The sequence below is a fragment of the Pseudoalteromonas sp. NS-SX12 genome, assembly GCF_057367955.1.
Window position 1 is genome coordinate 1,425,411 of the sequence record NZ_CM170635.1, and the last position, 20,952, is coordinate 1,446,362.

Consider the following 20,952-nt stretch of genomic DNA (forward strand, 5'->3'; position numbering starts at 1 on the left):
CAGAATGCTTTCAATGCGCGCTAGGGCAGTTGTCTTTGCTAGTCAGATACATCTTTAATCGTAAACGATTCAAAAATCTCCTCTTCTTGCTCTAGTTTTTCTGCCCACGCGGTTACGCCATCAAGTGATAGATTAGGCCCTGCCACATAACGTGACACGCTGTCATCTTCACTGATTGCAAATTCAATTAGGTATCGTTTAGTTGTCATCATATTGCCACCGATGATTTATATGCTCATCTTTTGGTTTACCCGTTTTTGATTACAAATTAATGACACAGTTTGAAGAAATTTTAAACAACTATTTTTACCTTCTGTTTACATTTGTTATCGAAACTGCAAATCCCTTGCTCTGTATGGCCTACAGCAGGCTAAATCGAGATTTAAATAGAGTTTTGACTCTAAATGTAAGGAAATTGTAAAAATAATACTTTAAAGTAGCGCGGCAATAATTTCAAAAAGTTGCACAGGAAGCAGTATACAAAGGATGGTATTGATTTGAATTTTTTAATAAAAACAAATGGATAACCATGAATCTCTCACGCTTAAAAATCGTAACATCAATTATTGTTGCAAGTTATGCAACACAATCGCTGGCAGCAGCACCTGAAAATTACTATCAATCGGCTGATCAATCTTCGCCAACTAACCTAAAACAAAGCCTACATAACATCATTAAAGGGCATACTAAAATTCCGTATACCTCATCAAGCACCGACACTTGGGATGTACTGGAAATTGCGGATCAAGATCCAGCAAATAGTAATAACGTGATTGACGTGTATAAAAACGCGAGCTATGCAAAAGTTGGCGGCGGCAACACTCAGTATAATCGCGAGCACAGTTGGCCAAAGTCGTACGGCTTTCCAAGTGACGGCAGCAATAATTACCCTTACACAGATTTGCACCATTTGTTTATTGCTGATAGCAGTTATAACTCAAGCCGCAGTAATAAACCGTATGCAACGTGCAGCGATGCAGCGTGCATTGTAAAAGCAACGGAGCTTAACAATAATCGCGGCGGTGGCTCAGATGATATTAACTTAACGCTGGGTTCGGGTGCGACGGGAGCATGGCAAACATGGCCTGCACGCCGTGGTGATGTAGCGCGTGCACTTATGTATTTAGTAGTGCGTTATGAAGGTGGTAGTCACTCAGTCACTGGGGTGTTAGAACCTGATCTTATTCTGACCGATGATCGCATGTTAATTGAGGGCTCAAAAACAGGTGGCAATGAAGCGATTGCTTACATGGGACTAAAATCAACCTTGCTGGCATGGCATAAAGCCGATCCAGTAGACAGTTTTGAAACGCGCCGAAACGACGCAATCTTTGAGCATCAAGGCAATCGTAATCCATTTATTGACCACCCAGAATTTGTTGCATGTGTATTTGAAAGCAGCTGTTCAGGTGAAGGCCCTGATACTGGCACACCGACCACTCCGAGTGACAGCACGCCTTGGATTAACGAGCTTTATTATGACAATGACGGCACCGACGTAAACGAAGGTGTTGAAATTGCAGGTGCCGCGGGCATTGATTTGAGCGGTTGGTCGCTGGTGGCATACAATGGCAATGGCGGCAGCGCATATAAAACCATAAGTTTATCGGGTGTACTTGCAGATCAGCAGGGCGGTTTCGGCACGCAATTTTTTGCGATTGCAGGTTTGCAAAATGGCGCGGCTGATGGCATTGCATTGATAAATTCGAAAAACGAAGTGGTGCAATTTTTAAGCTACGAAGGCAGTTTAACAGCAACAGATGGTCCGGCTAATGGATTAACATCGACAGATATTGGTATGGCTGAAAATACCAGCACCGCAGTAGGCATGTCATTACAGCTTAAAGGTACAGGCAAAGTGTATAGTGACTTTAGTTGGCACTTGGCATCGGCTACATCAAATAAAGTAAATTCAGGTCAAACATTTGAAGGTGGTAGCACAACACCAACTGAGCCTGCGCAGTCAGTATTTACCAATACGACAGCAACGGCAATTCCAGATAACGCGTCAGTAACATCAAACTTAGCGGTAACGCGTTTTGGTAGTGCCAACACTATTACGGTTGATGTAGATATAACCCATACCTATCGCGGTGATATTAGTTTGGTGTTAATTGCTCCCGACGGCAGCGAGTTTACGCTTAAAAGTAAAAATGGCTCAGACTCTGCTAATGACGTAAAAGCGCAATACACAGTAACAACCTCATCGGTTGCAAACGGCGAGTGGCAGCTACGGGTAGAAGACAACTATCGTAAAGATACGGGCACGCTAAACAGTTGGTCAATTACCTTTAACTAATGGTACTTATAGTTAGGTAAATCGCAATGTTAAAAAAAGCGCCAATGACATCTGGCGCTTTTTTTGTATTAACTTAATGCATTAGTTTGGTATTTGCGTCACTAATCATGTTATTTAAAAAATCGACCACAGTATAATCAGTACCGCCATTTTTTTATACAGCGTTAGCGCGTGTGAAAACCCCTCTTTTGCTTTTAAGTATTGCCCTGTTCGCATATAAGCGAAGGCTAATAGCGGCAAATATAAGCAAACTTAGTTTAATTAACTTCTATATTTATTCGTAAAGCTTATCTGTTGCTTCTTTGAGTCCAGAGTGCGGTAAAAACTGATCGGTGATGGTCAAAATGGAGTGAAGATTATTTTTTAGTTTATCAAGTTCGATACTTCCTGGTTTCATAGCTGTTTGCAATAAATGAATTGCCATATCTGCTAAAAGAATACGCTGCTTTTCTAGCCACTCTTCATCTCCCTTGGTAGCGGAGTTATTGAGGTAACTATCTTCTACCAAACTATGCAATTGCCAACTTGTTTTTATTAGCTTATTTCTTTCAATATCATTCACTGTTTATCCCTCAAACATATAAAAGTGCACAAATCAGGCTTTACAAAGTTGCTTAGCTTGTAAAATACGAAAAAGCAAAATAACAAAATCTTAATCTATTGAAAAATTAATTAAGTTATAAGAAATAAATTGAATGTATGTGAACGATCGATATTTGCTCATTGTGACTAGATATAAAATAAGTGCTGAAAAGTAGTTTTCTAATATCCGCTCGAAAGAGTCTCATTTTGCATTCCAGATAAATGGGTATTTAGACTAGTTACAAACAGAACATCATTCCACATAAGCTACTCTCATCTTTACACCTACTTCAAGCACAATTCTGTGTTGTATCTAAGGCTGGCACGTTGAGTTTAATGCGTACGCCTAAATTAAACCTTGATGGGTTCGCTAAACATGTAACGTAATCAAACCGACTTCTTTTATTAATTATTCAGTAACTTATTTTTCATATTAACGCGACACCATAGGGCGCGAATTTAATTACCGTCACTTATGGAAAATAAAATGGAACATAAAAAAATAAAAATGAGCGCACTTGCGCTGTCAGTATTACTCGCGCTAACGGCCTGTTCAGATGGCGATGATGGCGCACAAGGCCCAACAGGCGCTGCAGGCCAAAATGGTACTGATGGTTTAGATGGCACAAATGGTAGCGATGGTTCAGCTGGTAAACTAACGCGCCTAGCAACAGTGCCAACAGGCGCTGAAGTGACGGGTATCTTTTTATCACAAGAAGGTGATTTATTTTTCAACGCCCAGCACCCATCAGACAGCAACACAGTAACGAATGCTGCAGGTAAAACATTCCACACAGGTACTGTGGGTGTGCTTGCTGGTGTTAATTTTAATAACCTACCAGAAACGCTGGTTGATTCACCTGTACCTGTGAGCGACGAAGAACGCCAAACGGTGATGAGCGCTTACGGCCAATATCAAATCCTCGGCCAAACGGGCGATACGTACAACGGCAAGTTAGCAAAAGGCTTAGGCCATATTTATTCGATGGTAAGCGATGAGCTTATTCTTGAAAACGACATGCCAGATTTTAACGGCTTTATTCAAACAGGCGCGGGTAAAGGCTATTTATTCACTAACTGGGAAATGTACCCGGGTGGTATGAGCCGTATGGCGCTTGAAAAAGATAATCAAGGTAGCTGGACAGTTACTGATGCCATGATGCTTGATTTTGATGGTGTAAAAGGCACAGCGGCAAACTGTTTTGGTTCAGTAACGCCTTGGAATACACCGCTCACATCTGAAGAGTGGATTGTAGATTCAAAAGTAGACACAACAACTAATCCAAATTGGAACAACCCAGCGCTTGTTAGCAGCGATATGATTGGTTACATGTGGCAACTTACTGCTCCGGATGCGCCAAACCCGTATCGCTATGGTTATATTGCCGAAGTACAAAACCCAACGGCAAATGAGCCAATGGTAGTTAAGCACTACGCATTGGGTCGTTTTGAACATGAAAACGCAACGGTAATGCCAGATGGTAAAACTGTGTACCTATCGCAAGATGATACCGGTGGCGTGTTATTTAAATTTGTTGCCGATACACCAGAAGATTTAAGTGCAGGTACGCTTTACGGTGCTAAATTAACCCAAGATGTTGGTCAGAATGACCCAGCGACAACGGGTTTTGATGTTGCTTGGGTTGAGCTTGGCCACGGCGACAACACAATGATTGAAGCATGGATTGCTGATTTTGACGGTATTGGTACCGATCAATACGTTGACGGCGAGTCAAACTACATGACCATGGCTGACGTGGAAGCTTGGGCAAATGGCGCGGCAACTTACCCAACAGTTGCCAATGGCGGCGGTAAAGTGACTGCAGGTGAGCCGATGGATAACCGAGCGGTATTCCTAGAGTCACGTCAAGCAGCACGTTTAAAAGGGGCAACGGCAGAATGGCGTAAGCTTGAAGGTATTTCAATTAATACCAAGCGTGCACAAGAAGCAATTGAAGGCGTAAACACCATTGATGGTGAAGATGTGCGTGATGCGTACGTGTACCTTGCAATTGCCGATTTAGATAACACGCTAATTGATAACGAAGGTGATATTCAGCTATCAAGCCGTGTTAAAGATTGTGGTGGTGTTTATCGTGCAAAACTAGAAGAAGGGTATAACATCAGCCGCATCGAACCATTAGTAATGGGTTCAACATACCGCAGCAGCTTATCAGGTGCAGCACGTTGTGATGTTGACCAACTTTCACAACCAGATAACGTTATCGTAATGGACGACGGCCGCATCATCATTGGTGAAGACGGTTTCCAAGAAAACAATACGCTTTGGCTTTATGAGCCTGTGAAAAAGTAAGTAATTGTTTTAAGAGAAGTGAATAATACCAATTTACTTAAATAGCGGATCATCCTAGCGGACTAAATATCATGCTAACTGCGTTAGAATTTATCAATGTAGAACAACTACATAAGAAAAATTCTGCCTTGTTAGCATTTCATTTATCCAGTTCTATTCTTGATCACATATTTAACATAATTGGTATAAGCACTTCTCATTTAGTTGGAAGAATGAGTATGAAATACCTAAACCTTGTACTTGCTGCGTTTATAACGTTTGCGAGTTTTTGTGTTTTTGCAAACAAACAAAATGCCAATCATAACGCGCTAGATTACATTAAACACAATGAAATTTATAACCCTGAGGCGGTGATCCCACCGCAGTGTTACACCAAAACCGAAGGCAAAAACAACCCGTGTTATGCCTGTCACCAAACCTATAAGCACAGTGAAAAACGCCCAAATATTATGAATGACGGCGATTTACAGGGCGATTATCAGTTTTCAGATGAAGGCATGAACAACAGTTGGAAAAACCTGTTTATTGATCGCTCTGACTTAATTAAAGGTATCAGTGATGACGCCATTTTGGCCTACGTTAATCAAGATAACTATGGTCAGTTTGCACACACTCATCCTACGTCGCCTCAAGCCAATGCAATGTTTATTAATAATTTGGCGTACCCTGAAAAAGCCTTTAATCAGCAAGGGCTTGCAAAAGATAACAGTCATTGGGTTGCATTTAACTACAAGCCGTTTCCAAGTACCTTTTGGCCCACAAATGGCTCAACCGGTGATGCGATGATCCGCTTGCCTAGCGCCTTTCGTGAAATTAACGGCGAATTTAATCTTGATGTGTATTTTGCCAACTTAAGTTTGGTAGAAATGGCAATTAAAGAGCTGCCAACAATTTCTACCCCAGAAATTGACGAGCGCACTATTAATGTTGATTTAAATAACGACGGCACGCTTGGCAAAGTCACGCAAATTAACAAACAAAGCCACTACTTGGGTGATGCTAAACAAGTGCAACTTCACAGTATGCTGTACCCGAAAGGCACCGAGTTTTTACACACAGTGCGTTATTTAGGGGTTGATGAACAAGGCGAAATTTACAATGCCCCGCGCATGAAAGAAGTGCGTTATATGAAAAAGCACGGATTCAAGTCAGCCAACAAGCTGCGCGGTGCGTACACGCTCGAGGCAAAAGAAAAAGAATTTGAGCAATTACCTAAAACGATTTCGATTGGCGAGCGCGGTATTGATAACGGCTTTAGCTGGACCATTAATGGTTATATTGAAGACCAACAAGGCAAACTTCGCCCACAACATTATCAAGAGCTGATGTATTGTAATGGCTGTCATAAAACCGTTGGCACGACTATCGACCAAACCTTTTCGTTTCCACGCAAAGTGGAAGGCAAACTCGGTTGGCGTTATATCGACTTAAAAGCGCAAAAAGATGTTCCTACGCTAGGCGAATCGCAAGGCGAATTTTTAACGTACCTACAACGCGTTGGCGGCGGTGATGAGTTTAGGCAAAATCAAGAAATGTTACTGCGTTGGTTCGACAGTGATGGCACAGTAAAACGCGATAAAGTTGCTAACCTTAGCAGCATTTATGAACTAATTATGCCGTCAAAAGAGCGCGCGCTTAAACTCAACAAAGCCTATAAAACCATAGTGCAAGAGCAAAGCTTCTTATTTGGTCGCGATGCCAATATCAGCAAAGCCAAAAATGTACTTGAACAGGTTGATGACAAGCAAGCGCCACTTGCGCCGGAGCATCATCATAAGTGGGATATTAGACTTGCTTGGTTAATGGGTGAAGACAATGCAGTTCGCCGCTGAATACCTTATTGCCTGTTTACTGATGGGTGCTGCGATTGGCATGGATGTAGCCCTAGTAACAGCGCTTTACAGTACCAAGCTTACGTGCCGTAAAACACGCACGAAATGGATCACCGGCGTGGTTGGCTCACACACACTTTTACCTATGTGTGGCTATTTACTGAGTTTTTACGGTATCAAATGGCTACCTTGGCTAACGCCGATGTTGGGTATTGTCGCAATTGGCTTTATTGCGGTGTATTTGTATCACGAGATATTTGCCGATGATGAAACCGATCCGCTGGTCGCGACCATTTCGTGGTCGTTGATTGTTGCGGTAAGTTGGGATGCGCTTTGGTCGGGGCCTGCAAAATCGGCACAAGTAGTAGAGTGGCAAACCGTGTTTGTCTGGACATCATTTCTTGTGGTGGGCGCTGTGGTGTATCTATTTACCCTTGCTGGGCTTAAAGTTGGCAAGCGCTTAGGGTGCAGGCAAAACAATACGCCATTTGTTTGGTTGTGGCTGCAATACGCGGCGATTGGTTATTTTGGTTTGCTGGCATTGATGCGCTATACCTTTGCGTTGGATGTACCTGACTGGCAAATCTTTGCGTTAAGCGCGATTATTATTCGTATTGTATTGGTAAAACAACGGCCGTTATTTTCAATTGCTTTATCGTAATTAAAAAAGGGCTCAGGCCCTTTTTGATTTATTAGCAACACCCGCAGCAACAATCGTGCTTGTTAACTTGCGTTAACTAACGCATCACTTAAATGCATTTGACGAAATTGGTTGGGAGTAACACCTGTTTCGTTTTTAAACGCGCGGCTAAATGGCCCTACAGAAGCAAAACCGCTTTCAAGACTAATCACTAATACCGACCAATCTTGTTTAGTCGTATCGGCCAACAGTTCTTTGGCGTGCGCAATACGCAGCCCATTTATGTACTGATTGAAATTTTTATCACTAATGTGCGTTTTTAACGCACGGCTAACACGGTATTCAGGCACATCTAAGTGACGAGCCACATCTGCGACCTTGAGATTAGCTTGTAAAAATAAGGATTCGTTTTCAATTAATTGGCTAATTTGTGCGGCAAGTAACACGTCATTGTCAGATGGTAAAACACGGGGTGCTGTTACCGCCAATACATCTTCAACCGTATTTTCTGTACTAGTGTGTTGTTGCCAATGGGGTCTATTTCGCCAGATAAGCAAAATGTGAGTATTAACAACTACCATTAAAATAATGGCTGTGATCACCCACTGCTTTGCTGCTACATCACCGGCAAAGATGTAGTTACTCAACTTGCTAATACCTACCGCTAATGCAAAGGTTGATAAAAACCACACGCGTTGCAGTTGCTCTTTTTTTGTAGCGCTTTTAAAGCCGCGACAGCCTTCCCAAAATGATAAAACCAACACGCACGATGACAGCAATATGGTGATTTCAGACAGTGCATGGCGAAATAGCGACTGCTCACTTGCATTAATTAACGCGGTGGAGCTTGCAAACAAATAACCTTGTTTAACAAAAATAAGAAATGAAATGACAAGCGCAAAGGCCAAGTGGTGCCGTTCAATGGCTTTTTGTTGGCGAAAAAAGCTACGCGACAATAGCCAATAGCAGTTGCAGGTCGCTACGGTTCCTAAGCCAATTAAATATTTATAAGCGCCAATAGCATCGCCGCTTAGTTTTTGCGTCAGTGTCATGGCGATTGAGCCACAAAATACTGCAAATAAAATGTGCGGTAGTTGCTTTTCACGTACAAACAGTTGCGAAATTAAACCGCCAATGCTGATGCAAAGCACTAAAATATAAAAACTCGAAAGGGTCATAACAACATGTCAAAACCAGAATTAAACTAGCACTAAGTGTAACCAGCCCGCACCTATCAATCAATTTGCTATTTGTAAGTAACTTTTTCGTATTTTTTGTATGCCGAATTTCAAACTCGGCGCGAAATTAAATATTTAGTATGCCAATTTATTAACTAAATCAATAAATTAAAAATTAGGGGCAGTTATGCAAAGTTTACTAGCAGATGGTGTGAAAAACGGCTTATCACCACAACTAATCTTAGATAAAAGCGTTAAAACCTGGTTTGTTACCGCTCTTTTTGGGCAGTGGATGTTCGCGTTATACATTCTTATTTTATATGTCATGCCCACAATCGCTGGTAACAGCGAGGTGACACATAATTTGTTACCAGGGCAAGGGGTGCAAGATAAACGCGTGTTTGATGGCGTGGTGTTTTTCTCTCATGTGGTACCAGCAATTATCTTGGCACTGTGTGGTATTTCACAGTTGGTACCAACAATTAGAAACAACTATCCGCGTTTTCACCGGATCAATGGTCGCATCTTCTTTATTTTGGGTATTAGTGGTGCGGTAACCGGTTTATACCTTACTTGGGTGACGGGCATGCGCTTTAGTGATATTGGTTCAATGGGCATTACGCTAAACGGTATTCTAATTCCTATTTTTATCTATTTTGCGTGGCGTACCGCGTGTAAAAAGCAATTTAACGTGCATCAGCGTTTTGCTGTGCACAGCTTTTTGTTGGTAAATGGAGTTTGGACGTTCCGTTTGTACTTAATGGGCTGGTTTGTAGTAAATCAGGGACCGCTTGGTAATTCACGTAATCTTGATGGGCCTGCGGATATCGCAATGTCTTTTGCTTGTTACTTGTTGCCTATGCTCATTGCAGAACTCGTATTTTGGGCAAAACGTACAAATAATCTTGCAGTAAAATGGCCGGTTGCGTTTTTGTCGATGTTTGGCGCAACGATTACATTAATTGGGGTAGGGGCGGCAACGATGATGATGTGGCTGCCACGCATTGACAAGGTTTTTAACGCGCTTTTTTAACAGCTTTTTAGTGAGCAGTGTTAACACGCTCCGCGTAGCATGCATGATTAGCGAAAAGTAAATTTCAGCCACAAAAAAGCGCAACCAAGGGGCGATTCATTAGTTGCGCTTGCTCACATTGAGCAGTGCGAGGGCACGTTAAACGGTTTTAAGCTACTTTGCTTTGTGCAATATTAATCGTGTTACACTGCAAGCGAATTTCGCCGCGGCGTCTAGCAATAATATCAACGTCTAAATTTAGTTTTTTCGCCGCGGTATGCAGCTGCTTTCTAAAACGATAAAACTGCGTGTTGATATGGGTTTCTTCCATGCGTGTTTGGCGCATTAACAGGCTTTTATCAAGCCAACCCGCTTCGCTTTCGGGTACGTTGTTTTGCTTATCTTCCACGTATTTACGCGCCAGTAATAACACCAAGTAGTGGTGCGTTCTGTCTTCTAAATCAATTGATTGACCGTCAATATTTAAAAGCACACCAACGTGCTCTTCGTTTTGGCTTACTGTAAAGTTTACATCTACTGTGTGCTCGGCGGTCTGTTCGCACTCTTGTGTCGCGTCAATGTCGCTTGGCGCAATTAAAATATATTGATTGCCTTGGTAACGCACTAAATCGCCGTTATGAATGGCTTTAACATTACCTTCTTGCTCAAGTAACCATTGCCCAGAGAGCGTTTGGCTGATCATTTGTTCTTGGTCATCGCAATTAAGCATGTTCACGTGGTGGTTAAGGGCAAAGTCACTCACACTTTCATTGGTGCTTTTTAAAAATGGGCATGGCTGCTCTAAACTCGAAACTTGCCATTTTACGCTTTCACTATCGCCAAACTGCACAACATCATTTATTTTTAAGTCGTGTTTGATGTTTTTAGCAACGCGTTTGCCATTAATGTAAGTACCGTTGGCACTGATGTCTTGTAAAAACCAATTACCTTGTTGCCATTCAATTAAACAGTGGCTACGTGAAACCGCAGTTTCTCTAATTAAGGTGTGTGCTGTTTCTGGGTGACGGCCAATAATGTGGTGGTCTCGCAGCTGAATTGTTTGCTCTGTAACCGAATTTGTAAATGTACCCATTTTTCCCTCATATCAACGCTTGGTATTGGAATCTTTTGCCGTTATTATGTGGTGTAACTTTGCTTAATTACAATCATCAATAATAAAAGCTTTGCACTATGAGTAAATTATGCCATCACTGTGGCAACGCGTTAGATGTTTCAACCGCTACTTGCACTCGTTGTAACGAAACTAACACGGGCGGTGATTTAGAAATAACACAAGTTATTACACCCGCAAGTGATGTAGTAAAAGAAGCTGCTATTGTCACCCAGCGAAACCTCAGTGACTTTGAAGTTTTAGGCACGGTTTCAGGTGGTTTTGCAACAATTTTAAAAGCTAAAGATCCTGTGTTGGATCGTATTGTCGCCCTCAAACTTGTACCAAACAGCCACCAGCAAAGCGACTTAGTGCAAGAAGCCAAACTAGCCAGTAAATTAAGCCACCCCAATATTGTTACCATTCATGAAATTATTCAAAATGATGAACAGCTTGCCATCGTGATGGAGTGGGTTGACGGCGATAACCTAAAAGCAAAAATCGCCACACAGCTACCATTAAAAGAAAAAGCCCATATTGCGCTGCAGCTGTGCAATGCCATTGATTACGCCCATAAAAACGACATTTTGCACTGTGATATCAAGCCAGATAACATTATGTTTGATATACATAACCAGCTTAAAGTACTCGATTTTGGTTTATCTCTTGTACTCGGTGGTGAGTCACAGGCAGCAACAATCGGCTCGCCTGCTTACTTGGCACCTGAGCTGTATTTAGGGCAAAACGCCAGCAAACAAAGCGATTTGTATGCCCTTGGCGCCGTGTTGTTTGAGTTATTTTCGGGTGAAAAAGCCTTTGATGGAAAATCACTTGAAGTAATAAAAGCACAAATCACAACCGGTGAAGCTAAAATTCTAGCTGATAAACACACACAATTACCTGAAACGTTAATCACCCTTATTCAAAACCTGCTGGTGGTTGAGCCTTCAAAAAGACCGCCACTTTCAGATTTAATCGATGCATTTACCGATTTAAACGACGCCTTAGTGCAAAAACCCAATTGGTGGCAGCGACGCGCACCATGGCAAAAAGTCAGTATTTCGGCGATGTTTTTAGGTGTAATGGCAGTACTTTTACAGCCTATTTTATTCCCGCCTAGCAATCAGCAGATACTTGAAAAGCGCATTAGCGAGAATAAACGTATCGCGGTATTGCCACTACAAAATATTAATGACGACCCGCAAGTACAACTGTTTAGCCAGGGCTTAGCGGTAACGTTAAGCACCGAGCTTGGCAAAGTGGGTAGAGAAAAAACCAATAGCTGGGTTATTCCAAGCGCCGAAGTAGCCAAACTTAAAAACTTAACCGTTAACGATGTACATACTCGTTATGGTGCCGATTTAGTATTAACCGGCAGTATTCAGCATTTAGGCTCTCAGCGTTTAATCAATTTAGAATTAATAGACGGCGCATCTGGTGTATCGCTTAATCAGCAGCAATTTAAGGTAAATGCAAAAGATTTATTTGCTTCAAACCAAGCGGTATTTGAAAAAGCCATTACCATGCTGAAGTGGCCAAAAAGTGATATGGCGAGTAAGGGTACTGAGTTTGATGGTGCTTATAAACATTACATAGCGGCGATTGGATATTCGTTTCGCTCTGATCAAAAAAATTATATCGATAATGCCATCGAACAGTTTAACCAAGCCATTGACTTAGATAAATATTATGTTGATGCCTATGTGGACCTAGCTTATGCGTATTTGAATAAATTTCATGACACCAAAAGTGAGCAATGGTTATTACATTATGAACAAACTATTAATCAGCTTGCCAAAATTGAACCAACACACACACAAGTTCGTTATTTGTCACATACGCTTGCATTAAGGCGTGGCGAGGCTGAAAAAGCAAGTAAATTGTTAAAAGCTTTAGTGAATGAAAATCACGAAAATGAATATCTGCATTTTGAATTGGCGCGTGCCTATCAGCAATTAAAAGAAAATACGTTAGCTGAGCAAAGTTATAAGGCAGCACTTAAAATCGTGCCTAATCATTGGAAAGGGCTTAATCAGTTAGGGCGCTTGTACTACCGAACTGCACAATACGATAAAGCGATTGCAACCTATCAACAATTAGTTTCCTTAACGCCAAAAAATAGCAGCGCCTATATTGGTCTTTCGGCAAGTTTCTATGGTAAAGGCGATTTGCAATCGGCATTAAGCTATGCAAAAGAGGGTAATACTTTAAACCCCACGGCTGACGGTTATTCTAATATTGGCGGATTTCACTTTATATTGGGTCAATATTCAGAGGCAATTGCAGCCTATAAAATGTCAATTGCAATAGATAAACAAAATTACGTCAGTTGGGGCAATTTGGCGGATTCGTATTGGTTAACTAAACACCCAGATACAAACTCTGCTTACAAACAAGCGGCTGATTTAGCAGAAAAAGTATTTTCAATTAATAAACAAAACAGCCTTGCTAAACTTGCTTGGGCTTATTATAAAGCACGCATCGGTGAAAGCGCGGATGCGTTACAAATACTAGATTCATTATCGCATCGTGAGAATGCAACCGAGTTTTATCTTGCCGCGCAGGCTTATGATACGCTGAATGATACTAAAAGCGCACTTAAAAAATTAAAGTTGGCGATAGCAAAAGGTTACCCAAAAGAGGAGGCAATAACATCTCCTCTTTGGAAAAACTGGAATGAGCGTGAGCTCAGGTCAATTATTGCGGATTAACATCTTTAACTACAATAATCGGATCCCAACCAATCGTAAACTCTTCTGATTGGCCTTGAATATCAAATTGAGCAATGATAGTCATTGTCACATCTACCGGAAATTGCACATGTGGCAGTGCTTGATAACGAGTAGCATTAGAAGCAACACCTAAACGTAATGCTTTAAGCGCTGGGTCATGGAACCAATCAAAGTAAACTGGTTGACCTGCATGCTCATTTGGGTTGATAACAAAATCGACCGTTGTACCTGCTTTAATCTTAATTGTTGGTGGTTCAAAAGAGCCTGCAGGAGCTTCGATAATTTCGATTAAGTTTTGTGGATCAGTACCTTCTGCAATTTCATAGTTAATGAAAGTGTCACCTACCATTGCAAAATTATCTTTGCAATAAACCGTTTGATTTTGGATATTTGTAAAAATACCATTAAGGTCAACGAGTACGTTAACTGTAGGGTTACTCATAAAATTCGTCCTTATTATTCAATGTTTTTTGTTATATCGTTAAGTTGTTATACAACACCTAACATTAACGGCAATTTATTGATTTTCTTTACTTATATTTGAAAATCAATTCTGATGGTACCAACACTTTGTGACGTTTAAACATTTGCGCCAAGGTTTCAGCTTGCTTTGATGGTGCAGATTGCTGCGTTGATTTATTTGGGAATGTCAGCTGAATAAGGGTGTCGTTAATTACCGTATAATGGGTGTTCATAATGGATCCTAAATGACGTGGTAGCTTAAACGCACTGCAATGTCATCAATGTTTTCAGCATTCACTTTCTTAATAATGCCTTGGTATGGTGCGCTGGCGTTTTTTAGCCACTCGGAATAAAGCCCTGTTAAAAACGCGTCACCGTATTCTTGGTGTTCGGGTTTTAAAATAGCACAGAGCGGTGAAATGTAATGTTCAATTACTAAGCCATTGTCTTTTTCAAAAATATTGCAGTGACCCCAGCGACGTTCAAACCAAAACTGGTTTATGCGTTCATTGAGTTCTACTAATGTTAGCTCAGGGTGAATGTCTAACGAGCGGCTGGCATGTTTGCCCATTTTAGTTAAAAACGAAACTCGCTCTTGTGCGGGATAAGATGCTTCTAAGGTGTCAAATAACGAACTTACAAAAAATTGCCACTGCCCTGAAATATTTTGTTTTACTAATGATTTTAAATGCATAGCGTATTGCAAAGTAACCTACTCACAGACATAAATCTTATGCATTCAAGAATAGGATAAGGTGCGCATTGGGTGTATCACGTGTTATTACACCTAAAAATCACGACTTATTAGGCGTAAAAAAGCCAAGCACAATGCTTGGCTTTGAGGCACATTGGGGGAATGTGTTAATTGGTTGGAAACGGCTTGGTGGTAAATTCCAATACATCAAAACACGCGCCGAGCGTGTGATAGTCGCACTTAGCGCCTGCTTCGCTTTTTTTAGCACTGTATTTTTGATTGTTTTCTTTTAGTACGCGATACCATGCACCATGATCATGGTCGACAAAATACTGCCAGCAATACTGCCAAAGGGCGTTGTAATGGGTTAAGTAAGCATTGTTTTGTGTTACATCAAAAAGTAATGCAGCAGCTGCAAAGCTTTCGGCTTGCACCCAAAAGTATTTGTCGCTGTCGCAGGTGGCGTAATGCGTATCAAAGCCATAGACTAAGCCGCCATGGGCGTTATCCCATGCGTTAGCAAAGGCAACATCAAATAAGTGCTGCGCTTTTTCAACAAACTTTGGTTTTTCTTCAAAATAGTTAATCTGCAGTAATAGTTTTGCCCACTCTGTTTGATGGCCGGGTTGAAATCCCCAAGGGCGATACAGGTTTTTAGCATCGTCTTTGTTGTAATCAAAATCAGGCAAAAGCGAAGGGGTAAAGTGCTCGTACACTAAGCCATTGCTATGCGCTGATAATTCAAAACAAAAACGCTCAGCAAGATGCTCTGCACGTTTTAAATAGCGGCGTTCATTGGTTGCACTGTAGGCACTAATAAGCGCTTCGCAAATATGCATATTGGCATTTTGGCCGCGGTATTCGCATAGTTCACCATTGGCGTACATGGTATCAGCGTAAATGCCTTCATTGGCTTGCCAAAAACGCGATTCGAGCAGTTCAAAGGTTTCATTAATCTTTCTATCAGATGAAACCACACCTGCTTTGTAACAGTGGGCGTAGCAAAGTAACACAAAGGCATAACCATAGGCTTGCTGGGTCATATCCTGTGGTTGGTTATCGTCAAGCGTCCACGCGTATTGTTTGGTTTTTGCAATCCAGTGATGGGTTTCAATGTAATCAAGGCCATGCTTAGCAAAGTTTAAATACTCGTTGTTTTTAAAGTGCTTAGCTGCGCGGCAAAAGTTGATTACCATGCGTGTACTGCTTACTAATTGACGAAACCCTGTATTAAACAAGGTGCCATCGTCTAAATAGTTTTGGTAATAGCCGCCAAGGTCGCTATCGACAGCGCGCTCGGTATAAAAGTTAACAATCGACTGGCTGTGATGTGTTAAAAAATCAGCGTTATAAAAGTTCACGTGCGTTCTCTAAAAAAATGCGCCGGTGAGGGCGCTAAATTGCTGGTTAAAAAGGGTGTCTACCTCGTTTAACGAAGGCAGTGCAGGGAATGCGCCTTGACGACTTACGGCAAGCGCACCGGCACAACTGGCAAATGCAATGGCGCTTTTAAGTGCGTTTTCATCGTTTAAAAGTGCGTCTAGGGTGATGCGCTCACTTAATAAATACAAAATTGCACCTATAAAACCGTCACCGCCTGCGGTGGTATCGATTACTTCTGCTTTGGCTGGGCTAATACTGCCTCGGCAATGTTTGGTTATGTATTCAATGTCATCACCACCATTTGTGATAAGTAGCAGCTCGCAATTGCCGTTAAAGCAGCGGTTTATATAATCTTCTGGCTTATTTTGACAAAGCAGTTTGAACTCTTCGTGGGCAAATTTAACGACATCTGATTTTTCAACAAATTCATTAATAAGCGCGACATCAAGTGCTGAATTTGGCCATAAATTAGCGCGTAAATTGACATCAAAACAGATGGTTAAGTTGTTTGCGCTTGCGTGTTCTAGTACCGTTTTTGTGGTGTTTACAGCGTTTTTTTCAGTGAGCGTATTACTGCAAAAATGAACTAGCGAAGTCTGTTTAAACCACTGTGATTTGATTTCATCTGGGCGCAGTTTTAAATCTGCGGTGTCTTTTCGCATAAAGGTAAAACTGCGTTCACCGTGCTCATCTAAATGCACAAACGCAAGTGGTGTTGGGGCACTTTTATGAATTAGCGTACAGTCGGTATTTACACCATAATGACGAAGGCTGTTTATTAAAAAATGGCCAAATTGATCATCACCGACTTGCCCAACAAAATGCGCTTTACCACCGAGTTTTGCAAGGGCAACCGCTGCGTTTGCCGGTGCACCGCCCGGATACTGGCGGTAATCCGATAAACTAATGCCATCTTGTGATTGTTGATGTATTTGTAGAAAATCAATCAAGGCTTCACCGTAACAGATCACCTTGCTCATGCTGGTAATTCCTTTTGAGCGCGAACGCGGTGCTGGCTAATGGCGAAAAACACAATATACAGATACGCAAATACGGGCACTAAAAAGCTAAGCTGCACTGAAAAAGCATCGGCAACAACCGCTTGAATTAACGGGAACACCGCACCACCTACAATAGCTTGGCACAGTAGCCCCGAACCTTTTGCAGTAAGTTGCCCTAAACCGCGAATAGCTAAACTAAAGATGGTTGGGAACATAATCGAGTTAAAAAAGCCAACAGCCAGTACGCTCCACATCGCGATTTTGCCGCTGCTAAATACCGTAACAATTAACAGCACAACCGCCATAATGGCATTGAAGGCGAGTACATAACTTGGCGAGAATTGGCGCATTAACGCTGAGCCAATAAAGCGGCCAATCATCGCGCCACCCCAATAATAGGCCACCATATGACCTGCCTGTGCGGTGGTTAAGCCACCGATTTCAGGTGATTCAAAATAGTTTACTAAAAAGCCGCCAATCGACACTTCGGCACCTACATACAAAAAGATGCCAAGTGCGCCTAAAACAAGGTGCTTATGTTGCCAAATCGAATCTTTAGCTTGAGCAGAAGTTTGCTCTTCAAAATCAAGTTTTGGTAATTCAATAAACTTAAAGGAGCAGGCTATGGTTATCGCAGCAAGGGCGATTAAAAAATACGGTAGTTGTACTTGTTCGGCACCTGCATTTTGTGATGTTGCCGACAAAATAAAGTAAGTACCAAACAATGGCCCTGCAGTATGACCAAGGGAGTTAATTGCTTGTGCCAGATTTAAGCGACTTGCAGCATGCTTTTCCTCACCCAAACAGTTCACATAAGGGTTTGCCGATACTTGCAGCACGGTAATACCGCCTGCAAGTACAAATAGTGCTGCTAAAAATAGCGCATACTCTTTAATACTGGCTGCCGGAATAAACAGCAGACAGCCAAGGGCAAGGGTTGATAAGCCAATAAATACACCATTGCGATAGCCAAACTTTGCAACAACGCGCCCCGCCAGCGGTGATACTAAAAAGTAAGCGCCAAAAAAGCAAAACTGCACTAGCATGGCTTGAGTATAACTAAGCGAAAACTCAGCTTTTAAAAACGGGATTAAAATATCGTTAAGTGCGGTAATAAAACCCCAGATAAAAAACAAGCTGGTCATGGCGTAAAACGCCATGGTTTGATTAATTTGCTTGGCCATTACGGTTTATCTCCAACAAGCTTAGTTGCAACTGTTGATGATGTTGAAAACGACGGTGGACGATGCATTTCAGCTTGGCCAAACGCTTTATTTGGCGTAGTGCTAAGGGTAAATTCAAGGTGCTGTGGCGCGTTTACATGGTTTTCGTTAATCCAGCTTTGCATTGACGGTTGGCCATTTACTTTTAGCGTATCAATGTAAATGTGATCCGCGCTTGCGTTTGGTGCACTTACGGTAATATTGCCAATTTTTGCTTTTTCAAACGCTGGGCTTGAAAGCACCATATCGGCGCGACCTGGATAAAACGGATACATGCCAAGTGCTGAGAACACATACCATGACGACATTTGCCCTAAATCATCTTGCCCTGGAATACCAGATACCGTGTTATGCCAAAGTTGTTTCATGGTTTCGCGCACAGTTTGCTGCGTTTTGTAGGCTTTACCGGTATACAAATACATCCACGGAGTAGCAATTGATGGCTGGTTTGAAACATCAGCATATTCGGCTGAATCGCGATACAGCACCCAGCTACCATCGGGCTTACGGAAGTGGTTATCTAAACGTGATGCCATCACCTCATCGCCACCCAGTAATTCGTTTAGGCCTTGACCGTCAAAAGGTAGCATCCATAAATACTGTGCTGGGCTGCCTTCAACAAACAGGTGGCCGCTAAATGGGTCAAATTTGTCTTTCCAGCTGCCGTCTTGATTGCGCCCTTGAATATAACCTAACTGCTCTGTGGCTTTCGGGTTATAAAGGTTTTTCCAGTAGCTTGAACGTTCAAGCAGTGTTTGGCTGTGTTTAGTTTTGCCAAGGCGAGCTGCCAGCTGCGAAAGCGCAAAGTCAGCAGATACTTGCTCGAGTGTTTCGCTGGCACCTTCCCACGAATTAGATTGATCGGATAAGTAATTAAGGCTTAACCACTCATCGAGTGATGGTTTTTGACCACGACAAAATACCGGGCAGCCGACATTTGATAAATCATATTCGGTTGGCACTGTTGCTGCTTTATAAAGCGATTGATAAGCACCTGCGACATCAAACTTATCAGCGCCAAAGGCTTTAAAGTTGGCAATTGCAATGGTTGAGGGATCACCGCTCATTACCCCTGTTGGGCCATTGTTGTGCGTCCATCTATCCCAAATGCCGTTAAACTGATTGGCTTGATTAAACAGCGATTGGGCAATATCACTTGCTACATTTGGGTGCGTTAAGCTAATTAACTGCAACTGTGAGCGATAGACATCCCAGCCAGAAAAATTGGCATATTGCGCTGTTTGGTTAGCGCTAATTGTGTGAACTTGTTGATCAAAACCGCGGTACTCACCGTTTACATCACTAAAGATATTAGGGTGGAATTGGCTGTGAAAGAGCGCCGTGTAAAAGGTGGTTAATAAATCGCTGTCGTTTGATTTTACCTTTACGCGACCTAGGGCATCATTCCATGCGGCATAGGCGTTGTCTTTTACTTTTGAAAAGCTTTGGCTTGCTTGCTCTTTTTCTAGGTTTTCACGGGCATTTTCAAGGCTTACGTAAGAAATGCCCACGCGCATGGTGACAGGCTGGTTAGCGTTTACGTCTAAATCAACCCAAAGGCCAGAGCCTTTGCCCCATTTTGGCACGCCCGTATCGCCATAACCCATACCGCCTTTACTTGAGGTCGCATTAGGCGAAACTGTGTCATCGACATACGCGCCACTACCGGTAATTGGCGCATCAATTTTGGCAACAAAATGCAGTGTGTAGTAATCGCGGCGATTGTATTCGCCAAGGTAGCCACAAAAGTTACCACTTGTGACATAACCTGACACTTCGCCTTTGGCGGCATCTACTTTGGTAAATGCATCGCCACTGCCAAGTTGCGAGTAAGCCGTTCTAAAAATGAGTTTTGCCTGCTCTTTTGACGCAAAAGTAAATTCAGCAATACCAGTGCGGTCGGTAGCCGTTAAACGCACATCTATTCCTGAATCTAGCCCTACTTGGTAATAACCTGGAAGAGCCGTTTCATCGTCGTGGCTAAAATTAGCGCCATAGTAGGCGTTAATTTTATCGCTGGCAGGGGAGTGTTTAATCGCTTGATTAAAAGGTAGCACTGGTACATCACCTGAGGCACCTAAACAGCCGGTGCCCGATAAACGAGTAAACGAAAAGCCTTTTAAGCGCGTTGCTTGCCAGTTATAGCCACCGGGCGAAACGGGAATGCGCACATTGTCTTCGTTGATACGTTTACTAATGCCTTCACTTTCAGCCATCAGCTCTTTGGTATACGCGTGCTCAGGGCCAAAGTTAAACATACCAAACGGCTTAACCGCACCCGGAACCACGTTTGCGGCTTGGCGATGGTTAAATGGGCCTTTGGTGCCAATAAACGGGTTCACAAATTGCGCTGGGTTTTGCACATAATCAGTTTGTGTTGTGGCGCTGTTTTCACTTTTGCTGGTATCAGCGTGATGCGTGCCACAGGCGCTTAGCGCCAGCAGCGGGGTTAATAGCATCAATGAACGAGAGAGAATCTGTTTCATAGT

At 42.3% G+C, this 20,952-nt stretch carries 17 protein-coding genes; 6 read left to right on the plus strand and 11 right to left on the minus strand.

Translation table 11 applies throughout. The features are described 5' to 3' along the window. Window positions 1-38 precede the first annotated feature (38 nt). The gene (locus tag AC2IOM_RS20750) at window positions 39-212 is read right to left on the minus strand and encodes a hypothetical protein (protein WP_158683439.1); all 174 of its coding nucleotides are present in this window, start codon (window positions 210-212) and stop codon (window positions 39-41) included. A gap of 317 nt (window positions 213-529) precedes the next feature. Here AC2IOM_RS20750 and AC2IOM_RS20755 point away from each other — a divergent pair, with 317 nt between their 5' ends. Further along, the gene (locus AC2IOM_RS20755; protein WP_486360028.1) at window positions 530-2,299 is read left to right on the plus strand and encodes an endonuclease; all 1,770 of its coding nucleotides are present in this window, start codon (window positions 530-532) and stop codon (window positions 2,297-2,299) included. 274 nt (window positions 2,300-2,573) lie between these two features. Here AC2IOM_RS20755 and AC2IOM_RS20760 read toward each other — a convergent pair whose 3' ends face one another. After that, window positions 2,574-2,861, minus strand: a complete 288-nt coding sequence (locus AC2IOM_RS20760) for a hypothetical protein (protein WP_054979312.1) — start codon at window positions 2,859-2,861, stop codon at window positions 2,574-2,576. Window positions 2,862-3,368: 507 nt separating this feature from the next. On the opposite strand from AC2IOM_RS20760, the gene AC2IOM_RS20765 reads away from it, so the two are divergent. The 3 genes from AC2IOM_RS20765 (at window position 3,369) to AC2IOM_RS20775 (ending at window position 7,688) form a co-directional block, all read left to right on the plus strand. Further along, window positions 3,369-5,195: an alkaline phosphatase PhoX gene (locus tag AC2IOM_RS20765; protein WP_486360029.1), complete on the plus strand. Its 1,827-nt coding sequence runs from the start codon at window positions 3,369-3,371 to the stop codon at window positions 5,193-5,195. 218 nt (window positions 5,196-5,413) lie between these two features. Continuing rightward, window positions 5,414-7,027, plus strand: coding sequence for a hypothetical protein (locus tag AC2IOM_RS20770; RefSeq protein WP_486360030.1), 1,614 nt, complete (start codon window positions 5,414-5,416; stop codon window positions 7,025-7,027). Continuing rightward, on the plus strand, window positions 7,011-7,688 hold the full coding sequence (locus tag AC2IOM_RS20775) for a manganese efflux pump (protein ID WP_486360031.1): 678 nt from the start codon (window positions 7,011-7,013) through the stop codon (window positions 7,686-7,688). Before AC2IOM_RS20770 ends, AC2IOM_RS20775 begins: the two co-directional genes overlap by 17 nt. 62 nt (window positions 7,689-7,750) lie before the next feature. On the opposite strand, the gene AC2IOM_RS20780 is transcribed toward AC2IOM_RS20775, so the two are convergent. Then, window positions 7,751-8,845 (minus strand): helix-turn-helix domain-containing protein, encoded by a 1,095-nt coding sequence (locus AC2IOM_RS20780; protein WP_486360032.1) that lies wholly within the window; start codon window positions 8,843-8,845, stop codon window positions 7,751-7,753. Between the two features lie 187 nt (window positions 8,846-9,032). Here AC2IOM_RS20780 and AC2IOM_RS20785 point away from each other — a divergent pair, with 187 nt between their 5' ends. Next, on the plus strand, window positions 9,033-9,878 hold the full coding sequence (locus AC2IOM_RS20785) for a DUF2306 domain-containing protein (RefSeq protein WP_486360033.1): 846 nt from the start codon (window positions 9,033-9,035) through the stop codon (window positions 9,876-9,878). Between the two features lie 148 nt (window positions 9,879-10,026). Here AC2IOM_RS20785 and AC2IOM_RS20790 read toward each other — a convergent pair whose 3' ends face one another. Next, a complete protein-coding gene (locus tag AC2IOM_RS20790) occupies window positions 10,027-10,950 on the minus strand; it encodes an FHA domain-containing protein (protein WP_486360034.1) in 924 nt (307 codons plus the stop codon). A 98-nt stretch (window positions 10,951-11,048) separates the two neighbouring features. Here AC2IOM_RS20790 and AC2IOM_RS20795 point away from each other — a divergent pair, with 98 nt between their 5' ends. After that, entirely contained in the window at window positions 11,049-13,679 is a 2,631-nt protein-coding gene (locus AC2IOM_RS20795; RefSeq protein ID WP_486360035.1) for a protein kinase domain-containing protein, read from the plus strand. On the opposite strand, the gene AC2IOM_RS20800 is transcribed toward AC2IOM_RS20795, so the two are convergent. The 7 genes from AC2IOM_RS20800 to AC2IOM_RS20830 all read right to left on the minus strand — a co-directional run bounded on the left by AC2IOM_RS20800 (window position 13,666) and on the right by AC2IOM_RS20830 (window position 20,949). Beyond that, on the minus strand, window positions 13,666-14,142 hold the full coding sequence (locus AC2IOM_RS20800) for a hypothetical protein (RefSeq protein ID WP_486360036.1): 477 nt from the start codon (window positions 14,140-14,142) through the stop codon (window positions 13,666-13,668). The genes AC2IOM_RS20795 and AC2IOM_RS20800 overlap by 14 nt on opposite strands. An 88-nt stretch (window positions 14,143-14,230) precedes the next feature. Continuing rightward, window positions 14,231-14,395, minus strand: coding sequence for a hypothetical protein (locus AC2IOM_RS20805; protein WP_171043603.1), 165 nt, complete (start codon window positions 14,393-14,395; stop codon window positions 14,231-14,233). An 8-nt stretch (window positions 14,396-14,403) separates the two neighbouring features. After that, window positions 14,404-14,856, minus strand: coding sequence for a cellulose biosynthesis protein BcsD (gene bcsD, locus AC2IOM_RS20810; RefSeq protein WP_010559468.1), 453 nt, complete (start codon window positions 14,854-14,856; stop codon window positions 14,404-14,406). Between the two features lie 167 nt (window positions 14,857-15,023). Next, window positions 15,024-16,217: an AGE family epimerase/isomerase gene (locus AC2IOM_RS20815; RefSeq protein WP_486360037.1), complete on the minus strand. Its 1,194-nt coding sequence runs from the start codon at window positions 16,215-16,217 to the stop codon at window positions 15,024-15,026. 9 nt (window positions 16,218-16,226) lie between these two features. After that, window positions 16,227-17,219 (minus strand): carbohydrate kinase family protein, encoded by a 993-nt coding sequence (locus AC2IOM_RS20820; RefSeq protein WP_486360038.1) that lies wholly within the window; start codon window positions 17,217-17,219, stop codon window positions 16,227-16,229. Next, the gene (locus tag AC2IOM_RS20825) at window positions 17,216-18,424 is read right to left on the minus strand and encodes a sugar MFS transporter (RefSeq protein ID WP_486360039.1); all 1,209 of its coding nucleotides are present in this window, start codon (window positions 18,422-18,424) and stop codon (window positions 17,216-17,218) included. Before AC2IOM_RS20825 ends, AC2IOM_RS20820 begins: the two co-directional genes overlap by 4 nt. Continuing rightward, window positions 18,424-20,949: a GH92 family glycosyl hydrolase gene (locus tag AC2IOM_RS20830; protein ID WP_486360040.1), complete on the minus strand. Its 2,526-nt coding sequence runs from the start codon at window positions 20,947-20,949 to the stop codon at window positions 18,424-18,426. Before AC2IOM_RS20830 ends, AC2IOM_RS20825 begins: the two co-directional genes overlap by 1 nt. Between the last annotated feature and the right edge of the window lie 3 nt (window positions 20,950-20,952).